At 69.8% G+C, this 16,200-nt stretch carries 17 protein-coding genes; 12 read left to right on the top strand and 5 right to left on the bottom strand.

What is annotated here, in order from left to right:
* A partial coding sequence (locus VGJ14_13170; GenBank protein HEY2833370.1) for a YbfB/YjiJ family MFS transporter occupies nucleotides 1–686 on the bottom strand: 686 nt, incomplete at its 3' end.
* Between the two features lie 105 nt (nucleotides 687–791).
* On the opposite strand from VGJ14_13170, the gene VGJ14_13165 reads away from it, so the two are divergent.
* The 5 genes from VGJ14_13165 to VGJ14_13145 all read left to right on the top strand — a co-directional run bounded on the left by VGJ14_13165 (nucleotide 792) and on the right by VGJ14_13145 (nucleotide 4,328).
* A complete protein-coding gene (locus tag VGJ14_13165; protein ID HEY2833369.1) occupies nucleotides 792–1,577 on the top strand; it encodes a DNA-formamidopyrimidine glycosylase family protein in 786 nt (261 codons plus the stop codon).
* A 42-nt stretch (nucleotides 1,578–1,619) separates the two neighbouring features.
* Nucleotides 1,620–2,003, top strand: coding sequence for a hypothetical protein (locus VGJ14_13160; GenBank protein ID HEY2833368.1), 384 nt, complete (start codon nucleotides 1,620–1,622; stop codon nucleotides 2,001–2,003).
* Nucleotides 2,004–2,037: 34 nt separating this feature from the next.
* Complete coding sequence (locus VGJ14_13155; protein HEY2833367.1) at nucleotides 2,038–2,358, top strand: hypothetical protein; 321 nt, start codon at nucleotides 2,038–2,040, stop codon at nucleotides 2,356–2,358.
* A gap of 340 nt (nucleotides 2,359–2,698) precedes the next feature.
* On the top strand, nucleotides 2,699–2,908 hold the full coding sequence (locus VGJ14_13150) for a hypothetical protein (protein HEY2833366.1): 210 nt from the start codon (nucleotides 2,699–2,701) through the stop codon (nucleotides 2,906–2,908).
* 226 nt (nucleotides 2,909–3,134) lie between these two features.
* On the top strand, nucleotides 3,135–4,328 hold the full coding sequence (locus VGJ14_13145) for a thiolase family protein (protein HEY2833365.1): 1,194 nt from the start codon (nucleotides 3,135–3,137) through the stop codon (nucleotides 4,326–4,328).
* A 274-nt stretch (nucleotides 4,329–4,602) separates the two neighbouring features.
* On the opposite strand, the gene VGJ14_13140 is transcribed toward VGJ14_13145, so the two are convergent.
* A complete protein-coding gene (locus VGJ14_13140; GenBank protein ID HEY2833364.1) occupies nucleotides 4,603–5,214 on the bottom strand; it encodes a TetR/AcrR family transcriptional regulator in 612 nt (203 codons plus the stop codon).
* 128 nt (nucleotides 5,215–5,342) lie between these two features.
* On the opposite strand from VGJ14_13140, the gene VGJ14_13135 reads away from it, so the two are divergent.
* The 3 genes from VGJ14_13135 to VGJ14_13125 all read left to right on the top strand — a co-directional run bounded on the left by VGJ14_13135 (nucleotide 5,343) and on the right by VGJ14_13125 (nucleotide 8,492).
* Nucleotides 5,343–6,104 (top strand): 3-hydroxyacyl-CoA dehydrogenase, encoded by a 762-nt coding sequence (locus VGJ14_13135; protein HEY2833363.1) that lies wholly within the window; start codon nucleotides 5,343–5,345, stop codon nucleotides 6,102–6,104.
* A 13-nt stretch (nucleotides 6,105–6,117) separates the two neighbouring features.
* Nucleotides 6,118–7,134 (top strand): phosphotransferase family protein, encoded by a 1,017-nt coding sequence (locus VGJ14_13130; protein HEY2833362.1) that lies wholly within the window; start codon nucleotides 6,118–6,120, stop codon nucleotides 7,132–7,134.
* A gap of 158 nt (nucleotides 7,135–7,292) precedes the next feature.
* Nucleotides 7,293–8,492, top strand: coding sequence for a glycoside hydrolase family 3 N-terminal domain-containing protein (locus VGJ14_13125; GenBank protein ID HEY2833361.1), 1,200 nt, complete (start codon nucleotides 7,293–7,295; stop codon nucleotides 8,490–8,492).
* Here VGJ14_13125 and VGJ14_13120 read toward each other — a convergent pair.
* Together VGJ14_13120 and VGJ14_13115 are read right to left on the bottom strand one after the other, a co-directional pair.
* Nucleotides 8,415–9,659: an MFS transporter gene (locus tag VGJ14_13120; GenBank protein ID HEY2833360.1), complete on the bottom strand. Its 1,245-nt coding sequence runs from the start codon at nucleotides 9,657–9,659 to the stop codon at nucleotides 8,415–8,417. The genes VGJ14_13125 and VGJ14_13120 overlap by 78 nt on opposite strands.
* 215 nt (nucleotides 9,660–9,874) lie before the next feature.
* A complete protein-coding gene (locus VGJ14_13115; protein ID HEY2833359.1) occupies nucleotides 9,875–10,402 on the bottom strand; it encodes a hypothetical protein in 528 nt (175 codons plus the stop codon).
* Between the two features lie 351 nt (nucleotides 10,403–10,753).
* On the opposite strand from VGJ14_13115, the gene VGJ14_13110 reads away from it, so the two are divergent.
* Nucleotides 10,754–12,241, top strand: a complete 1,488-nt coding sequence (locus tag VGJ14_13110; GenBank protein HEY2833358.1) for an MDR family MFS transporter — start codon at nucleotides 10,754–10,756, stop codon at nucleotides 12,239–12,241.
* A gap of 30 nt (nucleotides 12,242–12,271) precedes the next feature.
* On the opposite strand, the gene VGJ14_13105 is transcribed toward VGJ14_13110, so the two are convergent.
* On the bottom strand, nucleotides 12,272–12,901 hold the full coding sequence (locus VGJ14_13105; protein HEY2833357.1) for a TetR/AcrR family transcriptional regulator C-terminal domain-containing protein: 630 nt from the start codon (nucleotides 12,899–12,901) through the stop codon (nucleotides 12,272–12,274).
* 30 nt (nucleotides 12,902–12,931) lie between these two features.
* Between VGJ14_13105 and VGJ14_13100 the strand changes: the two genes are divergently transcribed.
* From VGJ14_13100 to VGJ14_13090, 3 genes are read left to right on the top strand one after another with little or no spacing between them, the layout of a single operon-like run.
* Complete coding sequence (locus VGJ14_13100) at nucleotides 12,932–14,074, top strand: LLM class flavin-dependent oxidoreductase (protein ID HEY2833356.1); 1,143 nt, start codon at nucleotides 12,932–12,934, stop codon at nucleotides 14,072–14,074.
* Nucleotides 14,071–15,150, top strand: a complete 1,080-nt coding sequence (locus tag VGJ14_13095) for a TIGR03857 family LLM class F420-dependent oxidoreductase (GenBank protein HEY2833355.1) — start codon at nucleotides 14,071–14,073, stop codon at nucleotides 15,148–15,150. The genes VGJ14_13100 and VGJ14_13095 overlap by 4 nt, the downstream gene beginning before the upstream one ends.
* Nucleotides 15,147–16,193 carry a phosphotransferase gene (locus VGJ14_13090; protein ID HEY2833354.1) on the top strand — a complete coding sequence of 349 codons (1,047 nt, stop codon included), beginning with the start codon at nucleotides 15,147–15,149 and terminating at the stop codon, nucleotides 16,191–16,193. Before VGJ14_13095 ends, VGJ14_13090 begins: the two co-directional genes overlap by 4 nt.
* The last annotated feature ends 7 nt before the right edge of the window (nucleotides 16,194–16,200 follow it).

The raw sequence follows: 16,200 nt of genomic DNA, 5'->3' as shown, positions 1-16,200 counted from the left end.
GTGATGTAGGCGATGTAGCCCGCGCCGAAGAACGCGTAGGCGATGAACGAGGGCGTGAAGTCCCGAACCGGCCAGCCGAGCACCCGTCGAGCCGGCGCCGGGTGTACGTCCGGGCAGCGCAACGCTGCGGGGATCGCGGCGCCCAGCGCCACCACCGAGGCGGCAGCCAGCACCAACCAGCCTGTCCGCCAGGAGTCCCCGCCCCGGTCCACCACCGGCGGCACCAGTCCGGCGGACAGCACGATGCCCAGGCCGCCACCGGCGAAGTACAGCCCGAGCAAGGCGGTCGCCCCGGAGCCGGCGTCGTGGGCGATCCGGTTGGCCAGCCCGGTACCGGCGACGAACACCAGCGCCCCGGTGATGCCGACCACCAGGCGCAGCGCGAGCAGCACGCCCAGGTTTCCGGTGCCCGCGGACGCGGCGAGCAGCGCCGTAGTGAGCAGCAGGCCGACGATGAACGGGCTGCGCGCGCCGAACCGGGCGACCACCGGGCCGGTGGCGACCGCGCCGATCATGTAGCCGAGTGCGTTGGAGGAGTTCATCGCACCCGCGGCGGTGAATCCCCAGCCCAGGTCGCTGCGCATGGACGGCAGCAGCAGGGAGTAGGCGAACCGGGCCAGGCCCAGCGCCACCACCGGCCCTGCGGCCAACCCGAGGACGAGCAGCACTCGGTGGGTGTGCCGCACGCTGACCCTCCCCCACTCGCCGCTATCCCCCCATGATCATCCGGAAGCGCGCAAACGGTTTTGCCCGGGTCGTTCAAGCTTGCTGCCGCCAGGTGTCTATAAAGAATGGTTGTGCCGGAAGGAGACGTGGTCTGGCGGGCCTGCCGCATGTTGGACAAGGCGCTGGCCGGTCAGGTGCTGACCGGCGCGGACCTGCGCCGGCCGACGCTGTCCAGCGTGGATCTACGCGGGGTGACGGTGCGGGACGTGCGCTCCCGCGGCAAGCACCAGCTGTTCCATCTGGACAACGAGCACACCCTGCACACCCACCTGCGCATGGACGGAACCTGGAAGGTGTTCGCCGCCGGCGCCCGGCGCTCCGGCGGTGCGGAGCACCAGATCCGGGTGCTGTTGACCACGGCGCGGGTGCAGGCGGTCGGCTACCGGCTGCCGGTGGTGGAGCTCTTCCGCACCGCCGAGGAGGAGGCGCACCTCGGTTACCTCGGGCCGGATCTGCTCGGTGTGGACTGGGATCTGGACGAGGCGGTGCGGCGGCTGACCGCGGCGCCGGCCCGCACCATCGGCGAGGCATTGCTGGACCAGCGCAACCTGGCCGGCATCGGCACCTTCTATCGGGCGGAATCCCTGTTCCTGCGTGGCATCCACCCCCGCCGGCCGGTGGGCGAGGTGCCGGACCTGCCGGGGTTGGTGGAGCGGGCGCGCAGCCTGCTGCGGGCGAACCTGGACCGGCCCTGGCAGACCACCACCGGCAATACCCGCCCGGGTGAGCACACCTGGGTGTTCGACCGGGCGGGACGGCCCTGCCGGCGCTGCGGCACCATCATCGAGCTGGAGGAACTGGGCGATGAACAGGCGCGGCGCAGCTTTTGGTGCCCCCGTTGTCAGCCATAGGCTGCGTGCCAGGTCGATTTCGCCGCCTTCGGAAGGCAGTTCATGAGCTGGTTACGAGTCGTCACTTATCAATTACCGGCCACCGACACGGATGCGGCCATCGAATCGATCAAAGCGAGCAGCGCGAGCGTGTTGTCCGTTCTCGAAGCGCAGCCCGGGTTCGGCAGCGCCTACTGGGCCGAGTCTCCCGAGGACAACACCGTCTCGGCTGTCTCCTACTGGGGCAGCCTGGAGGCCATCCAGGCCGCGGAGGCGTCCCTGGCGAAAATCCAGTCGATCCGCGACTCCACTGCGGGCTTGCTCGAGGTGCACAACATCGGCTTGTTCCCCGTCCCGGCCATCTCGATGTGGTCATCCGACGAGGCCGAGGAGGAGGCCCCCAAGCACCGCTTGCTGGCCGGTCGCTTCGGGCGCAAGCGCCACTGACTGTCCGCGAGCCGACCCTTCCTGGAGGAATCACATGGCCGAGACCTGGATGCGCGTGGTGATCTACTGCGCCCCCGACGCCGACGACGCCGCGGCGGCGGATTACCTGAAATCCAGCACGAAAGAATCGCTGAGCCTGCTGGAGAAGCAGCCGGGCTTCAAGCTCGGGTACTGGGGCGCCAACCCCGCGGCCGGTGAGATGGCGGCGGTCACCTACTGGGGCACGCTGGCGGACATCAAGGCCGCGGCCCCGGTGCTGAGCGAGCTGCAGGCCGACCGTGAGCGACACGGGATCAAGGTTTCCAGCGCCCGAAATATGCGGTTGGACGCCATGCCCACGCCGCCTCAGGACTGAGCCGACGTCAGATCGACGCCGAACACCTCGGCGAGTCGGGTTAGCGTGGCGTTCGCCCGGGCGGCCACCGGCTCCATCAGCGCCCGGGCCACCCGCACCGATGAGGTCATAACGGGCTCCGTCGGCCTGGCCCCGCATTTCGGTCACCAGGGCGGATGGCGTACCGCGGTGGCCGCCGGTGGCGGCCGCTACAACGACCTGACCTCGAACGATGTCGATTCGCTGACCGGCCGTCGGGCAACGCATGGTTCAACGGCAGCAACGTGACGGTGCGCCCGTTGATCGTCGAATCGGCAAAGGAACTCGACAGGAAAGCCGCGGAGGTTCACGCTGGCAGCAGATGAACGAGCTGCTGGCACTGTCGTTTATCGCCGCCTGCATCGCGGGTGTCGTGTCCTACGTGGTCGCCTACGACCGGGCCTGGGCGGCGGGCTCCCGCCATCAGGCTCGCAAGTTGGCGCTGCGCGCGACGCCGGGGCCGTTCGTTTACTACCTGGTGCTCGGCGTGCTCGTCTCGGTGATCGCCCCCCATTTCGTGCACCGACGCTAGGCCGGGGCGGTGCAGCCGCCGGTGCACAGCACCCGAACCCCGGGGCGATCACGTCCCCAACCGCATCCGGCACGCACATCCTCTGGACGACGTCGTTCCGGCCCGCGGTGCCGGGCACCGGCAGGCTGTTTGCATTTACCGCGGGGTATTGACGAACGCCACGCGGCGGTCCTACCGTACTTAGCGAGCGCTAGGTAGTCCAGCGCATCGAGGAGAGGAACAGCCCATGACCGACGCCGTCATCGTCGATGTCGTGCGCACCGCATCGGGCAAGGGCAAGCCCGGTGGCGCGCTGTCCGAGACGCACCCGGTGGACCTGCTGGCCACGGTGATCGGCGCGCTGATCGATCGCACCGGCATCGACCCGGGCTTGGTCGACGACGTCATCGCGGGCTGTGTCTCGCAGGTCGGCGAGCAGTCACTGAACATCGCGCGCAGTGCGTTGCTGACGGCAGGTCTGCCCGAGCACGTGCCGGCCACCACCATCGACCGGCAGTGCGGCTCCAGCCAGCAGGCCGTGCACTTCGCGGCGCAGGGCGTGCTGGCCGGCGCCTACGACGTGGCCATCGCCTGTGGCGTGGAGTCGATGAGCCGGGTGCCGATGTTCTCCTCGATCGCGGGCAAGGACCCGAATCGGGCATCGCTGACCAAGCGGTACCCCGAGGGTCTGGTCAACCAGGGCATCTCCGCCGAACTGCTCAGCGCCCGCTGGCAGCTGTCGCGTGAGGCCCTCGACGAGTACTCCGCGCGCTCCCACAGCCTCGCCGCGACCACCGCAGCCAGCGGTGGCTTCGCGACCGAGATCGTGCCGGTCACCGTCACCGGCCCCGACGGCGTGACCGGGACGCACGCCGTCGACGAAACCGTGCGCGCGAGCACCACCGCCGCCACATTGGCCGGCCTCAAGCCTTCGTTTCAGGATGAGGCCTATGCCGAGCGTTTCCCCGAGATCGAATGGAAGATCACGCCGGGCAACTCCTCCCCGCTGACCGACGGCGCCTCGGCGGCGCTGATCATGAGCGCCGAGTTGGCCGCCCGCTTGGGGCTGCGCCCGCGTGCCCGCTTCCACGCGTTCGCCGTCACCGGTTCCAACCCGCTGCTCATGCTCGACGGGGTCATCCCGGCGACCGAGCAGGCGTTGAAGAGGTCCGGCCTGGCCATCGGTGACATCGACGCCTACGAAGTCAACGAAGCCTTCGCGCCGGTGCCGCTGCTCTGGGCACAGGCGCTCGGTGCCGACATCGACAAGCTCAACCCGCGCGGTGGCGCGATCGCCCTGGGTCACCCGCTGGGCGCCTCCGGCACCCGGCTGCTCACCACGCTGCTGAATCAGCTGGAGACCACCGGCGGCCGCTACGGCCTGCAGACCATGTGTGAGGGCGGCGGCATGGCCAACGCCACCATCATCGAACGGCTCTGATTTCAGACCAACACACTGCGGAATGCTCGGGTCGGGACTCTCGAGCGCCGCAGGGCGGCCGGACTGGACACCCGGCGCCGTCGCACCGCCGGTCCGCGCCGAGCGCGGGCCGGCGGTTGGTCGTCAGGGGCGGCGCGGCGCTCCGCTCATTCATGATCTGAGCGAGTTCTCTCATACGTGGGGCGTCACTTTTGGCCGCCGAAAGTGTCCTCCGATGACGCCCGGCGTATGACAGTGCCCGCTGCGCTCATGAATGAGCGCAGAGGGCACCGCGTCAGACGACGCGGTGACCGACGGTCTGCAGCGAGATCTCCACGTAGCGCGCGGCCAACTCCGGCGGCGACAGCACGCCGGCCGGGTCGTACCAGGTGGCCACGGCCTGCACCATGCCCAACAGGGCACGCACGGTGTCCGCGGGGTGGGCGACGGAGAACGCCCCGGTGCGCACCCCGTCGCGCACGATGGACAGCAGCAGATCCTCGATCTGCTTGCGCACCTTGGCGTAGGCCTTGCGGTTGGCCGGGGACAGCGCACGGATCTCCGCGTCCAGGACGGCGGCTTCCCGGCGGTTGGCCATGTACAGCACGACCGCCTCGATGAAGTTCGCGAACCGGGCGGTGGGCTCGGGCTCGGCGTCGTTGACCGCGAGGCGCAGCCGTGCGTGCAGGTGCTGCACCGACCCGGTCAGCAGCGCGACGAGCATGCCCTCCTTGCTGCCGTGGTGGTAGTACAGCGCGGGCACGGTGAGGCCGACGCGGTTGGCGATGTCGCGCACCGAAGTGGCGTGGTAGCCCTGCTCGTGGAACGCCTCCATGGCCCCGGCCAGGGTGGGCGGCAACTTCAGGGGTTCGAAGGCGCGCCAGTCAGCGGGGACCGGCTCGAGCATCTCGGTCACGCCCACCGACCCCTTCGTTGACGCAGCCCAGCCCCGTTGCCTACTCTCGTACTTAGCGAGCGTTACATAAACACGACCCGAGCGCCAGTCGCCGCCGGGTACGAGCCTCGAGGAGCGTCATGCAGCTGAACGGAGCCACCGCACTGGTCACCGGGGGTGCGTCGGGCCTGGGTCTGGCCACCGTCAAGGCCCTGCACGACGCGGGCGCGCACATCGTGATCGTCGACCTGCCCTCGTCCAACGGCAAGCTCATCGCGGAGGAACTCGGTGCCCGGGTGCAGTTCGCCGGCGCCGACGTCACCGACGCCGATCAGGTGCAGGCCGCGATCGACCTGGTCTCCGCCGACGCCCCCCTGCGCGTCGCGGTGAACTGCGCGGGCATCGGCACGCCGGGCCGCGTGGTCAGCAAGAACGGCCCGATGCCGCTGGAGCAGTTCACCCGGGTGGTCACGGTGAACCTCATCGGCACCTTCAACGTGATCCGGCTGGCCGCCGCGGCCATCGCCGACGCCCCCGAGGTGGACGGCGAGCGCGGCGTCATCGTGAACACCGCCTCGGCCGCCGCCTTCGACGGCCAGGTCGGGCAGGCCGCGTACTCCGCGTCCAAGGGCGGCGTGGTCGGCATGACGCTGCCGATCGCGCGTGACCTGGCGCAGTCCAAGATCCGCGTGATGACCATCGCGCCGGGCCTGTTCCGCACCCCGATGTTCGACTCGCTGCCCGAGGAGTCCATCGCCTCACTGGCCGCGCAGGTGCCGCACCCCTCGCGACTGGGCGACCCCAGCGAATACGCCGCGATGGTCCGCCACATCGTGGAGAACCCGATGCTCAACGGCGAGACCATCCGGCTGGACGGCGCAATCCGGATGGCGCCGCGCTAGTACTGTTCCGCGGATGACCGATGATCTCGACCTCGATGCCCTGGCCTGCTACCTACGCAGCCAGGGCATCGCAGTGTCCGGGGGCTTGGTGGCCGAGCAGATCTCCGGCGGCCGGTCGAATCTGACGTACCGTCTGAACGACGATGCCACCACCTGGCTGCTGCGTCGGCCACCGCTGGCCGGGCGCACCGCCTCCGCGCACGACGTGGGCCGGGAGTTCCGGGTGTGCTCCGGGCTGTACGGCACCGACGTGCCGATTGCCCGTCCGGTGCTGCTGTGCGAGGACGACACGGTGATCGGGACCTCGTTCACGCTGACGGCGTGGGTGCCCGGGGTGGTGATCCGGGACAGCGAGGAACTGGCCCCGCTCAGCGATGCTCAGGTCGACGGGCTGGTCGAGGAACTGGTGCGGGTGCTGGGGGCCCTGCACGCGGTGGACGTGGCGGCCGTCGGCCTGGACACCTTCGGCAAGCCACAGGGCTTTCTCAACCGCCAGGTCGCGCTCTGGCGCCGCCAGTGGGACAACTTCCGTACCCGCGACCTGCCGGACCTGGAGCGGCTGCAGGAGCGCCTCGCCGAGCGCATCCCGGAGCAGGGCGAGAGCACCGTGGTGCACGGCGATTACCGCATCGACAACACCATGCTGGACGCCGCGGACCCCACCAAGGTGCTCGCGGTGGTGGACTGGGAACTGTCCACGCTGGGCGATCCGCTCTCCGACGTCGCACTGATGTGCACCTACCGCAACGCGGCGCTGGACGTCATCCTCGGCATGCCCGCCGCATGGACCTCACCGCGCCTACCGCACGCCGATGACCTCGCCGAGCGCTACACCAAGGCCACCGGCCGCGAGCTGCGCCACTGGCCGTTCCACATGGGCCTGGCGCACCTGAAACTCGCGGTGATCGCCGAGGGCATCGCCTACCGGGCCTCGGCCGGCTCAGACTTCGGCAACGGCGCGAAAGCCGCCGAGGTGGTCCCGACACTGGTCGCCGCGGGCCTGACCTACCTGGGCCAGGTGGACACATGATCGTGGTGGTGGAGTGGAACAGTGGCTTCGACGCCACCATGGCCTACGCCGCCGGCAAGGGGTGGCTCGATGACAGCGGCACCGAGGTGCGTGCCCACCCGGGCGGCTGAGCCCGCCCCATCCAACCCGTCCCGAGGCGCGCTGGGCAGGATGGGCACATGAGGGGGACCAGCATCGCCGCGACCGCCGCGGCCGCAGCACTGCTGGCCGCCTGCGGCGCAACCAGCAGCGGCGGGGCGCAGCCGAACCCGCTGCCCACGCACACGGCAGCCCCAACAGCGTCACCGACCACGAGCGCCGACTGCACGTCTACCGCCGACATCGCCGGCTGGCCGGTGGAACGCCGCGCCGCCACCCTGATCACGCTGCCGGTGCTCAACTTCAACCTCGACACCGTGCCCGACGAACTCGCCGCCGGCGCGGGCGGCGTGCTGTTCCTCGGCGGCGATCAGGCCCCCGCTGACCTGAGCAAACGCATCCGCGCCGCGGTGGGCGCGGCCCCGGCGCCCGGCCACCCGTTGATCATGGCCGACCAGGAGGGCGGCGGCATCCAACGCCTGCGCGGCGCCATTCCCGACCTGCCCTGGCCGCGGGACCTGGCCGCCACGAACACCGTCGCGCAGGTGCGCGCCAAAGCGGCGGCGTGGGGTCGGGCGATGGCCGCGCTCGGGGTGAACGTCGACCTGGCCCCGGTGCTCGACGTGGACGACCGGCCCGGCCCGTCCAGCGACAACCCGGACGGCAAGCGCTCGTTCAGCGGCGACGCCGCGACGGTCTCCCGCTACGGCGTGGCGTTTCTGCAGGGGCTCCGGGACGGTGGAGTGCTTCCGGTGATCAAGCACTTCCCCGGCCTCGGCGGCACCACAGGCAACACCGACGTCCGACCCGCGCCCACCAAACCGCTCGCCACGCTGCGCGCGGGCGATCTCGGCCCGTTTCGCGACGCCATCGCGGCGGGCGCCCCGGCGGTGATGGTGGCCAACGCCACCGTGCCCGGCATGACCACCCATCCGGCCGGGTTGTCCTCGGCGGTCATCGACGGCCTGTTGCGCGGGCAGCTCGGGTTTACCGGGCTGGTGGTCACCGACAGCCTCTCGGCCGGCGCGGTGACCGCGGCGACCACGACCCTGGGCGAAGCCGCGGCCGACGCCATTGAGTCCGGCGCGGATCTGGTGCTGTTCGGCGCCACCGACACCGACCCGCACAAGGCGCAACTGGGCGCGGCGGGCATCCGCGACTCGTTCAACGAGATCATCGCCGCACTGCGCGACGCGTCGGCGTCAGGAGCGCTGCACCCCGACCGGTTCGAGGCGGCGGTCCGCAACGTGCTCCGAGCGCGCGGTGTCGCCCTCTGTTGAGGAACCGTGGCGTAGCTCCACCGCCAGGCCGACCGCGGAGATCACCAGCAGCAATCCCGCGAAGACCGACTCGGCCGGCACCAGACCCCACACCGAGGTGAGCACCGCCACCCCCACCGGCGCCACGGCCAAACCGAGGTAGCAGCACAGCAAGTAGGTGGAGAGCACCTCGGCGCGGTTTTCCTGCGGAGCCAGGCGATTCACCACGCTGAGTCCGCCGCGGTAGCCGAGCGCCTGACCCGCCGCACCCACCGCGGTGGCGACCAGCAGCAGCGGCAGCGAGTGCGCGACGGTGGCCAGTACCAACAGCCAGCCGGCAGGCACGATCAACACCAGCCCGGTCAGCATCGCGCGGCGGTCCGGCAGCCATGGGGTGACCACCATGATCACGGCGCCGCCGAGGAAAAATTCAGCGACCAGGCCTCCGGACAACGCCGGATTGGTCCGGTGCAACGCCTGGCCGAGCACCGAGGGAATCAGCGCCGCGTAGAAGCCACCCATGGCGAAGATGCAGAACGCGTTGGTGGCCGGCGCCACGAACCGGGCGCGGCGATCGCCCGGAACGCCCAACCGCGGGCGCAGCGACAACTCGCGCAGTCGGTCCACCGGCTCGGAGACGGTGTCGGCCACGAACCACAGCAGCACCAACAGCGCGAAGGCGATGTCGAGGTAGACCACCCAACTGAGCACCAACGGCTGCGCCGCCCACCGCGCCAACACCCCGGCACCCACCGCGCCCAGACCCAGACCCGCCATGTTCGCCGCCGCCGCCAACATCGCCGAGCGGGTCTCCCCGCCGGCGTCCAGGTCCGCGATCCAGGCGGTGCAGGTGCCGGCGCCCAGCCCCACCGCCAAACCGGTGAGCACCCGGCCCACGAACAGTCCGACCTCGTCGGCGCCGAACACGAACACCAACGTCGAGGCCACCAGGCAGCCCATGGCCAGGAAGATCGTCCGCCGCCGTCCGATCTGATCGGACAGTCGTCCCGCGAAGAACAGCGCGGCCATGGTGCCCACCACGTACACCGCGAACACCAGGCTGAGGGTGACCCGGGAGAACCCGAGGTGTTGTCGGTACATCGGGTAGAGCGGGGTGGGCACCGTGCTGCCGGCGAACACCAGCGCCATCGTTGCCAACACCGCGACCAGCGAGGATCGACGGCTCAACCGGGCGCTATGCATCGCCAGCGCCTACCCCACGACGGCGTGGCCAACACCAAGCCGATGCGCCGCCGGGCGCGCGCTCGGCGCCGGACCACACCGTCGCCCCCGGACGCATCCGGACTGACGGTCAGTCAGGAAAGGCCCTCCTGGTCGACGCCCGCGCGCACCTGGACGCGTTGGTCACCTGGACGCGTTGGTCGCTCAGTGCGGGTGACAGTTCAGTGGGTGTGGAAGCCCATGCCACCGGCGAACTCGTACGAGTGCACCGCGTCAGCGGCACAGGCGTACTCCGCGCCCGCGGCCTCCCGGCCCCACATCAGGCCCGCGTGACTACCCATCAGCGCGCCCTTGGTGACCTCGCCGTAGCCGCCGGTGCCGTAGCCGAAGTCGCCGGTCTGCATGGTCAGTACGCTGTGCCGGCCGTCCTGCCAGGCGACGTCCAGGACCGCCTGGCTGACCCCGCCGAAGCAGCCGATCACCCCGTTGCCCGAACCGGTGACCACGCCGTGGGAGTACTGCTTGGAGACGCAGTCCATGACGCCGTTGACCTTGTAGGAGCCATTGTTGGGCTCGTAGCGCAGGCCCTTCGCGCTGGTAACGGTGCCGACGATCGAACAGGCGTTACCGTCGCCGTTCCCGCCGTGCCCCATGGGGTGGTCGTCGGCGGCGGCCACGCCGGCGGGCAACAACGTGGTGGCAGCGAACAGCGGCGCGATCACGGCGACGCGGACAAAGGCGCGGTTCATCGCGAACTCCAATCCCCGGGCGGTTACAGCTACTCCGAGTCGGGTTCTGCGTCCGGGCCGGGACGAGGGATGGGACAGGTGAATCGCCTTACTGCGTAGGGATTTCCCAGGCACGCTCCAGCGGGGGCGGCTCAATAACCTACGTCACATCGGATTAATACATCCCACTATGACCGGTTTGCCCCGACACGTCCACCCCCGGCCGAATCATCCGTTCGACCGAGGAAGATCCACGCGTTCGCCCGAGGCGCGCAAACGCCCCGAAAAGCAGACTCGCGTAGGTAAGCGAAGAACCATGGGGCGGGCGGCAAAATGTACGAGGAACGTTCGAAGCGCGAAATCCTGATCGTGATGTCCGGTCTGATGATCGTGATGATGCTCGCGATGCTGGACAACACCATCGTCTCGCCGGCCCTGCCGACGATCACCGGTGATCTGGGCGGTCTGCAGCACCTGGCATGGGTGACCACCGCCTACATCCTCGGCTCCACCGTCTCGGTGCCGCTGTGGGGAAAGCTCGGCGACATCCTGCCGCGCAAGGCCGTGTTCATGTGCTCGATCAGCATTTTCCTGATCGGCTCGGCGCTGTCCGGCGTGGCCCAGTCGATGAACCAGCTGATCGCCTTCCGCGCGCTGCAGGGCATCGGCGCCGGTGACCTGATGACCGGCGTGATGGCGTCCATGGCCGTGCTGGTCTCGCCGCGCGACCGCGGCAAGTACGCCGGTTACTTCATGGCGGTGATGCCGATCTCGATGATCGGCGGCCCGCTGGCGGGCGGCTGGATCACCGACAACCTGTCCTGGCGCTGGACCTTCTACATCAACCTGCCGGTCGGCCTGGCCGCCATGGCGGTGCTGGCCAAGACCATGAAGCTTCCGCCGAACCGCGTGCGCAAGGCCGGTTTCGACTGGGCGGGCACCATCCTGTCGATCCTCTGGATCACCTCCGCGGTGCTGGCCGCCAGCTGGGCAGGCACCCAGTACGGCTGGGGTTCCCCGGTCATCCTCGGCCTGTTCGCGGTTGCCGTGGTCGGCCTGGTCAGCTTCATCCGGATCGAACTGGACGCCGACGAGCCGGTGGTGCCGGTGCGCATCTACCGCAACCGCAACTTCGCGGTGGCCGCGGGCCTGCGCTTCATGGTCGGCTTCGCGATGTTCGGTGCGATGACCTTCCTGCCGCAGTTCCAGCAGTACGTGCAGGGCGCCTCGGCGACCGGCTCCGGCCTGCTGATGCTGCCGATGATGGCCGGCGTGGTCATCATGAGCATCTCCTCCGGCCGCATCACCTCCAAGACCGGCAAGTACCGCGTCTTCCCGATCCTCGGCTCCGCGTTCATGGTCACCGGTCTGGCGCTGCTGTCGCTGATCAAGGTGGACACCGGGCGGGTGGAGACCGGCGTGTTCATGTTCGTGCTCGGCCTGGGCCTGGGCTGCATGTTCAGCTCCACCCAGACCATCGCGCAGAACAGCGTGCAGATGTCCGAGATCTCCGCGGCCACCGCGAGCGTCTCGTTCATGCAGGCGATCGGCGGCTCGCTGGGTGTCTCGCTGTTCGGCGCGCTGTACGCGCACACGCTGGCCAGCGACACGCACGGTGCCTTCTCGCACGGCGTCTCGCTGCCGCCCTCGGCACTCGCCTCGTTGCCGCACGACACGGCCGCCACCCTGCAGCACGGGATCACCCACGGCGCGAGCCACGTGTTCCTGGCCGCCGCGCTGGCGAGCATCGTGGGCCTGTTGGCCTCGCTGCTGATCAAGCAGGTGACGCTGCGCGGCTCGACCATCCCGAAGCAGGGCGGCCCGGCGGACGCCGCTGCCCCGGACGTCGCCCACGTCTAACCCAACGAACGTCAGTTGCGTGGCCGGCGGTCAGGCACCAACCGCGGCGATCCCGGCGATCAACAGCTGCAGGCCCGCCTCGAAGGCGGCGTCGGTGTCGCGGGCGACCATGTGTCCGGCCAGCTCGAGCACCCGGGGGTACTCCTCCCGTGGTAGTCGGGATAGGCCGGGCATCGGGCCGGCGGTGGAACGGTCGGTGCCCACCTCGCGCTGCACGAAGCCGAGGGTGAAGGCGACCATGGCGTCGAAGGCGTGCACCACCTGCGCGCCCTGCAGCCCCGCCTGCTCCAGCGCGCGGAACAACGACTCCGCACCGCGGTAGGCGCCCGCGCCGTCCAGTCGGTGCATGGCGGTGATCGGCAGCAACTCCGGGTGCTCCAGGAAGATCGCGCGCACCGAGCGCAGCACCCGGGCGATGTGCTCCGGCCAGGGCAGGTCCTCGTCATCGGCCAGGTCGACGAGGTGGAACAGCCGATCCGCCAACGCCTGCAGCAACTCGTCCTTGGTGCGCACGTAGCCGTAGAGCGTCATCACCCCGACGCCGCACTCCTTGGCCAGTCGCCGCATGTTGAGCGCGTCGTAGCCCTCCTCGGCGATCAACCGCGCGGCTGCGTCGACGATGACGTCGAGCGTCAAACGGTCCGCACGAGCACTAGTCATGACACGTACCGTACATGTACGGTCGCCCTCATGGTGACCACCTCGATCCCGTTGATCTCCGACCGCTTCACCCCGCCCGCGGCCTTCGCCGCCTACGCGCAGGCCGCCGCCGCCAGTGGCGTCGTGGACGAGTTGCTGGTCTGGGACCAGATGACCAACTTCTGGCCGCGCCAACTCTGGACGCCGGAGAACTCCCCCCTGGCCGCGCTGCTGCCGGACATCGACTCCTACGCCGACGCCTACGCATTGAGTGCCTACGTGCTGGCCGCGGCGCCGAACCTGGGCATCACCGTCAGCACCGACGCGATCCGCCGCGGGCCGGCCGAGTTGTTCCAGACCATGCTGACCCTGCAGAACATGACCTCGGGTCGGATCACGGTGATGATGGGCGCGGGCGAGGCGAAGCAGGCCACCCCGTACGGCTGGAAGCGCGCCGAGGGCCTGGCGCGACTGGAGGACCAGCTCCATTCCTTCCACGCGCTGTGGGACGCCACCGCCGGCCCGGTCGACCGCACCGGCAACCACTGGAGCCTGAAGACCGCGTGGCTGGGCAGCGCCCGCGGTGCCCGCCCACATCTGTGGGCGTTGGGCGGCGGACCGAAGCTGCTGGACCTCGGCACCTCCTATGCCGACGGCATGGCGGCGATCGTGCCGTCGGTGTATCCGACCCCGGAGTCGTTCAAGGCCGGGATCGACGACCTCAAAAAGACGCTCGCCGACAAGGGCCGCGACCCCGAGGCCTTCGGCTTCGGCCTGTGGTTCATGGCCGCGGTGCACGAGGACGAAGAGGTCATCCGCACAGCCCTACGGGGCAAGCTGCTGCGGTATATGGCGGGCATCGCCGGCCGGGTGGAGATGGCGGCCTGGACCCGCGAGGGCATCACCCCGCCGATGCCCGAGGACTGGCACTACGCCGTCAAGTTGCGGCCGGTGGAGTGGACCGACAGCGAGATCGACGAGTTCCTCGACCGGATCACCGACGAGATCGTGGACCGCTCCTACGTGAAGGGCACCCCCGAGCAGGTCGCCGCCGAGGTACAGACCTACGTCGATGCGGGCGCCACCTGGGTCAGCGTGTGTGACCTGATGCCGCTGGTGCTCGAGCCGGAGGACGCGCAGCAGGCGTTGGGGCGCAACATCGAGATCTGTCGACGGCTCAAGGGGGCGTCGTGAGTCGCGCCGACCTGAGCGCCTACGTCGTTTCGGGTGCCGTCAGCGCCCACGACCGGCCCCGGCGCTTCGAGACCGAATCGCGCACGGTGGCGGAGGGCATCTCCGACGGGGTGGCCGCCGAACGCCTGGGCTTCCACCGCGCATTCCTCTCCGAGCGCTACGACATCAAGCACGCCGACGTGCTGCTGGCGGGCATCGCCGCCCGTACCTCCACGCTGCGCCTGGCCACCGGCACCATCGACCCGCAGACCCGTCAGGTGTGGAACACCGCCGCGTTCGGCGCCACCTTCCACGCCTGCTTCGGGCCGCGGTTGGCCATCACCCTCGGCCTGGGCGACGACGCAATCTTCGCGCGGATGGGTGTCCGGAAGGCCTCGTACGCCGAGATGGTGGAGTACGCGCAGCTGTACCGGGCGCTATGGCGCGGCGAGTCCGTGTCCTACACGGGACAGTCGGGCTCGTTCGAGAACTTCTCCTTCTCCGAGACCTACGACGGGCCACCGCCCGAGCTGTGGTTGGGCTCGTTCGCCAATCCGCGCGGGGCGGCGACGATCGCCGCGGCCTACGACGGTGTGGTGCTGCCACCGGTGTTCACCCCCTCCGCGACGAAGGCCGCCGTGGCGCGCATCCACGAGGCGTGTGAGCGCATCGATCGCGACCCGGCATCGGTGCGCATCTGCCAATCGGTGATCACCGCGCCGGACCTCGATTCCGAGGAGTTCCGCCAGCTCGCGCACGGCCGGGCGACCACGTACTTCGTCTATCCCGGCTACGGCGAGCAGCTGGCCCGGGTGAACGGCTGGGACGAGCAGGTGGTCCGCGACGTCCGCAACCACCCGATCTTCTCCGGGCTGGGCAAGGTCGCGGACATGGAGATGCACCGCCACCAGATGATGGACGCCGCCGCGCTGATCCCGGACGAGTGGATGCTGGACTCCTGCGCGTTCGGTACTGCCGCGGAGTGCGCGGCCAACCTGGCACGCTTCGTCGACGCAGGGGCGGACGAGATCGCGACCTACGGGTCGACACCGGACCAGAACGCAGGGTTGTTGGCGGCGTGGAAGGCGATGGCATGAGCGGCGTCGAGCGGATCGCGGCACTGGGCGTTGACTGGCTGCGAAGGGTGCTGGTACCTGACGTAGCGTCAGTTACATCGTTCGACGTCGAGCCGGTCGCGTTCACCGGGGCGACCACGGACATGGCGCGGGTGCACGTCGGCTATGCCGACGACGGCACACCCGGCCCCGCGACGCTGATCGCCAAGCTGCGCGGTCAGCGCGAGATCCAGCAGCAGATGGACTCGGTGATGGGGCTGTTCGCCCGCGAGGCCGCGTTCTACGCGAACTTCGCCGACACGGTCCCGGTGCGCACGCCCCGCTGCTGGTTTATCGGCGACGGGGACAGCACTCCGCTGCTGCTGGAGGACCTGGGCACGCAGCGGATGGGCGACCAGATGGACGGCATGACGGTGCCCGACGCCGAGGCGACCCTGGACGCGCTGGCCGACCTGCACGCGGCGTACTGGGGATCGGACCGGCTGGCCGAACCCGCGCTGGCCTCCCCCGGCGAGGGGATTTTCGCCGGGTTGATCGGCCAACTGGTGGCCAGTGGCGCGCCCGCGCTGGCCGAGCGCTACGGGGAATCGGTCCCCGCCGACGTGATGGCCGCGATCCTGGAACGCGCGCCGGTCTGGCCGCAGATCCTGGCCCGCCTCGTCGAGGGCCCGCAGACGCTGATCCACAACGACGCCCGACTGGACAACCTGTTCTTCGCCGGCGACGCCACGCCGTGCTTCATCGACTGGCAGGTGGTCGCCCGCGGCCGCGGCACCCAGGACGTGGGCAACCTGCTGGCCGGGAGCATGGATGGCGACGACCTATCGGCGAATTGGGAATCACTGCTCAAGCGCTACCACCGCCGACTGGTGGCCAACGGCATCTCCGGCTACTCCTACGACGACTGCGTGGAGCACTACCGGCAGAACATCGTTTACCCGTTGGGTGCCGGGATGGCGCTGCTCGGTGCCATGGACATCGGCGACGGGCGCGGTCTCGGCGACAGGATCACCACCCGGTGCCTGCGGCACATCGCCGAACTGGAGTCGTTCAAGACGTTGTGACACAGCG

Source organism: Sporichthyaceae bacterium (assembly GCA_036493475.1).
Taxonomy (GTDB): domain Bacteria; phylum Actinomycetota; class Actinomycetes; order Sporichthyales; family Sporichthyaceae; genus DASQPJ01.
The sequence above is the reverse complement of the archived record's forward strand: the minus strand, read 5'-3'. Positions and strand labels throughout refer to the sequence as shown.

Bases quoted from the DNA above. Each gene is read 5' to 3' on its own strand.
- VGJ14_13115 (HEY2833359.1), bottom strand. From the start codon at position 10,402: ATGAACCGCGCCTTTGTCCGCGTCGCCGTGATCGCGCCGCTGTTCGCT.
- VGJ14_13135 (HEY2833363.1), top strand. From the start codon at position 5,343: ATGCAGCTGAACGGAGCCACCGCACTGGTCACCGGGGGTGCGTCGGGC.
- VGJ14_13130 (HEY2833362.1), top strand. From the start codon at position 6,118: ATGACCGATGATCTCGACCTCGATGCCCTGGCCTGCTACCTACGCAGC.
- VGJ14_13100 (HEY2833356.1), top strand. From the start codon at position 12,932: ATGGTGACCACCTCGATCCCGTTGATCTCCGACCGCTTCACCCCGCCC.
- VGJ14_13105 (HEY2833357.1), bottom strand. From the start codon at position 12,901: ATGACTAGTGCTCGTGCGGACCGTTTGACGCTCGACGTCATCGTCGAC.
- VGJ14_13165 (HEY2833369.1), top strand. From the start codon at position 792: ATGGTTGTGCCGGAAGGAGACGTGGTCTGGCGGGCCTGCCGCATGTTG.
- VGJ14_13155 (HEY2833367.1), top strand. From the start codon at position 2,038: ATGGCCGAGACCTGGATGCGCGTGGTGATCTACTGCGCCCCCGACGCC.
- VGJ14_13145 (HEY2833365.1), top strand. From the start codon at position 3,135: ATGACCGACGCCGTCATCGTCGATGTCGTGCGCACCGCATCGGGCAAG.
- VGJ14_13150 (HEY2833366.1), top strand. From the start codon at position 2,699: ATGAACGAGCTGCTGGCACTGTCGTTTATCGCCGCCTGCATCGCGGGT.
- VGJ14_13160 (HEY2833368.1), top strand. From the start codon at position 1,620: ATGAGCTGGTTACGAGTCGTCACTTATCAATTACCGGCCACCGACACG.
- VGJ14_13125 (HEY2833361.1), top strand. From the start codon at position 7,293: ATGAGGGGGACCAGCATCGCCGCGACCGCCGCGGCCGCAGCACTGCTG.
- VGJ14_13090 (HEY2833354.1), top strand. From the start codon at position 15,147: ATGAGCGGCGTCGAGCGGATCGCGGCACTGGGCGTTGACTGGCTGCGA.
- VGJ14_13140 (HEY2833364.1), bottom strand. From the start codon at position 5,214: ATGCTCGAGCCGGTCCCCGCTGACTGGCGCGCCTTCGAACCCCTGAAG.
- VGJ14_13110 (HEY2833358.1), top strand. From the start codon at position 10,754: ATGTCCGGTCTGATGATCGTGATGATGCTCGCGATGCTGGACAACACC.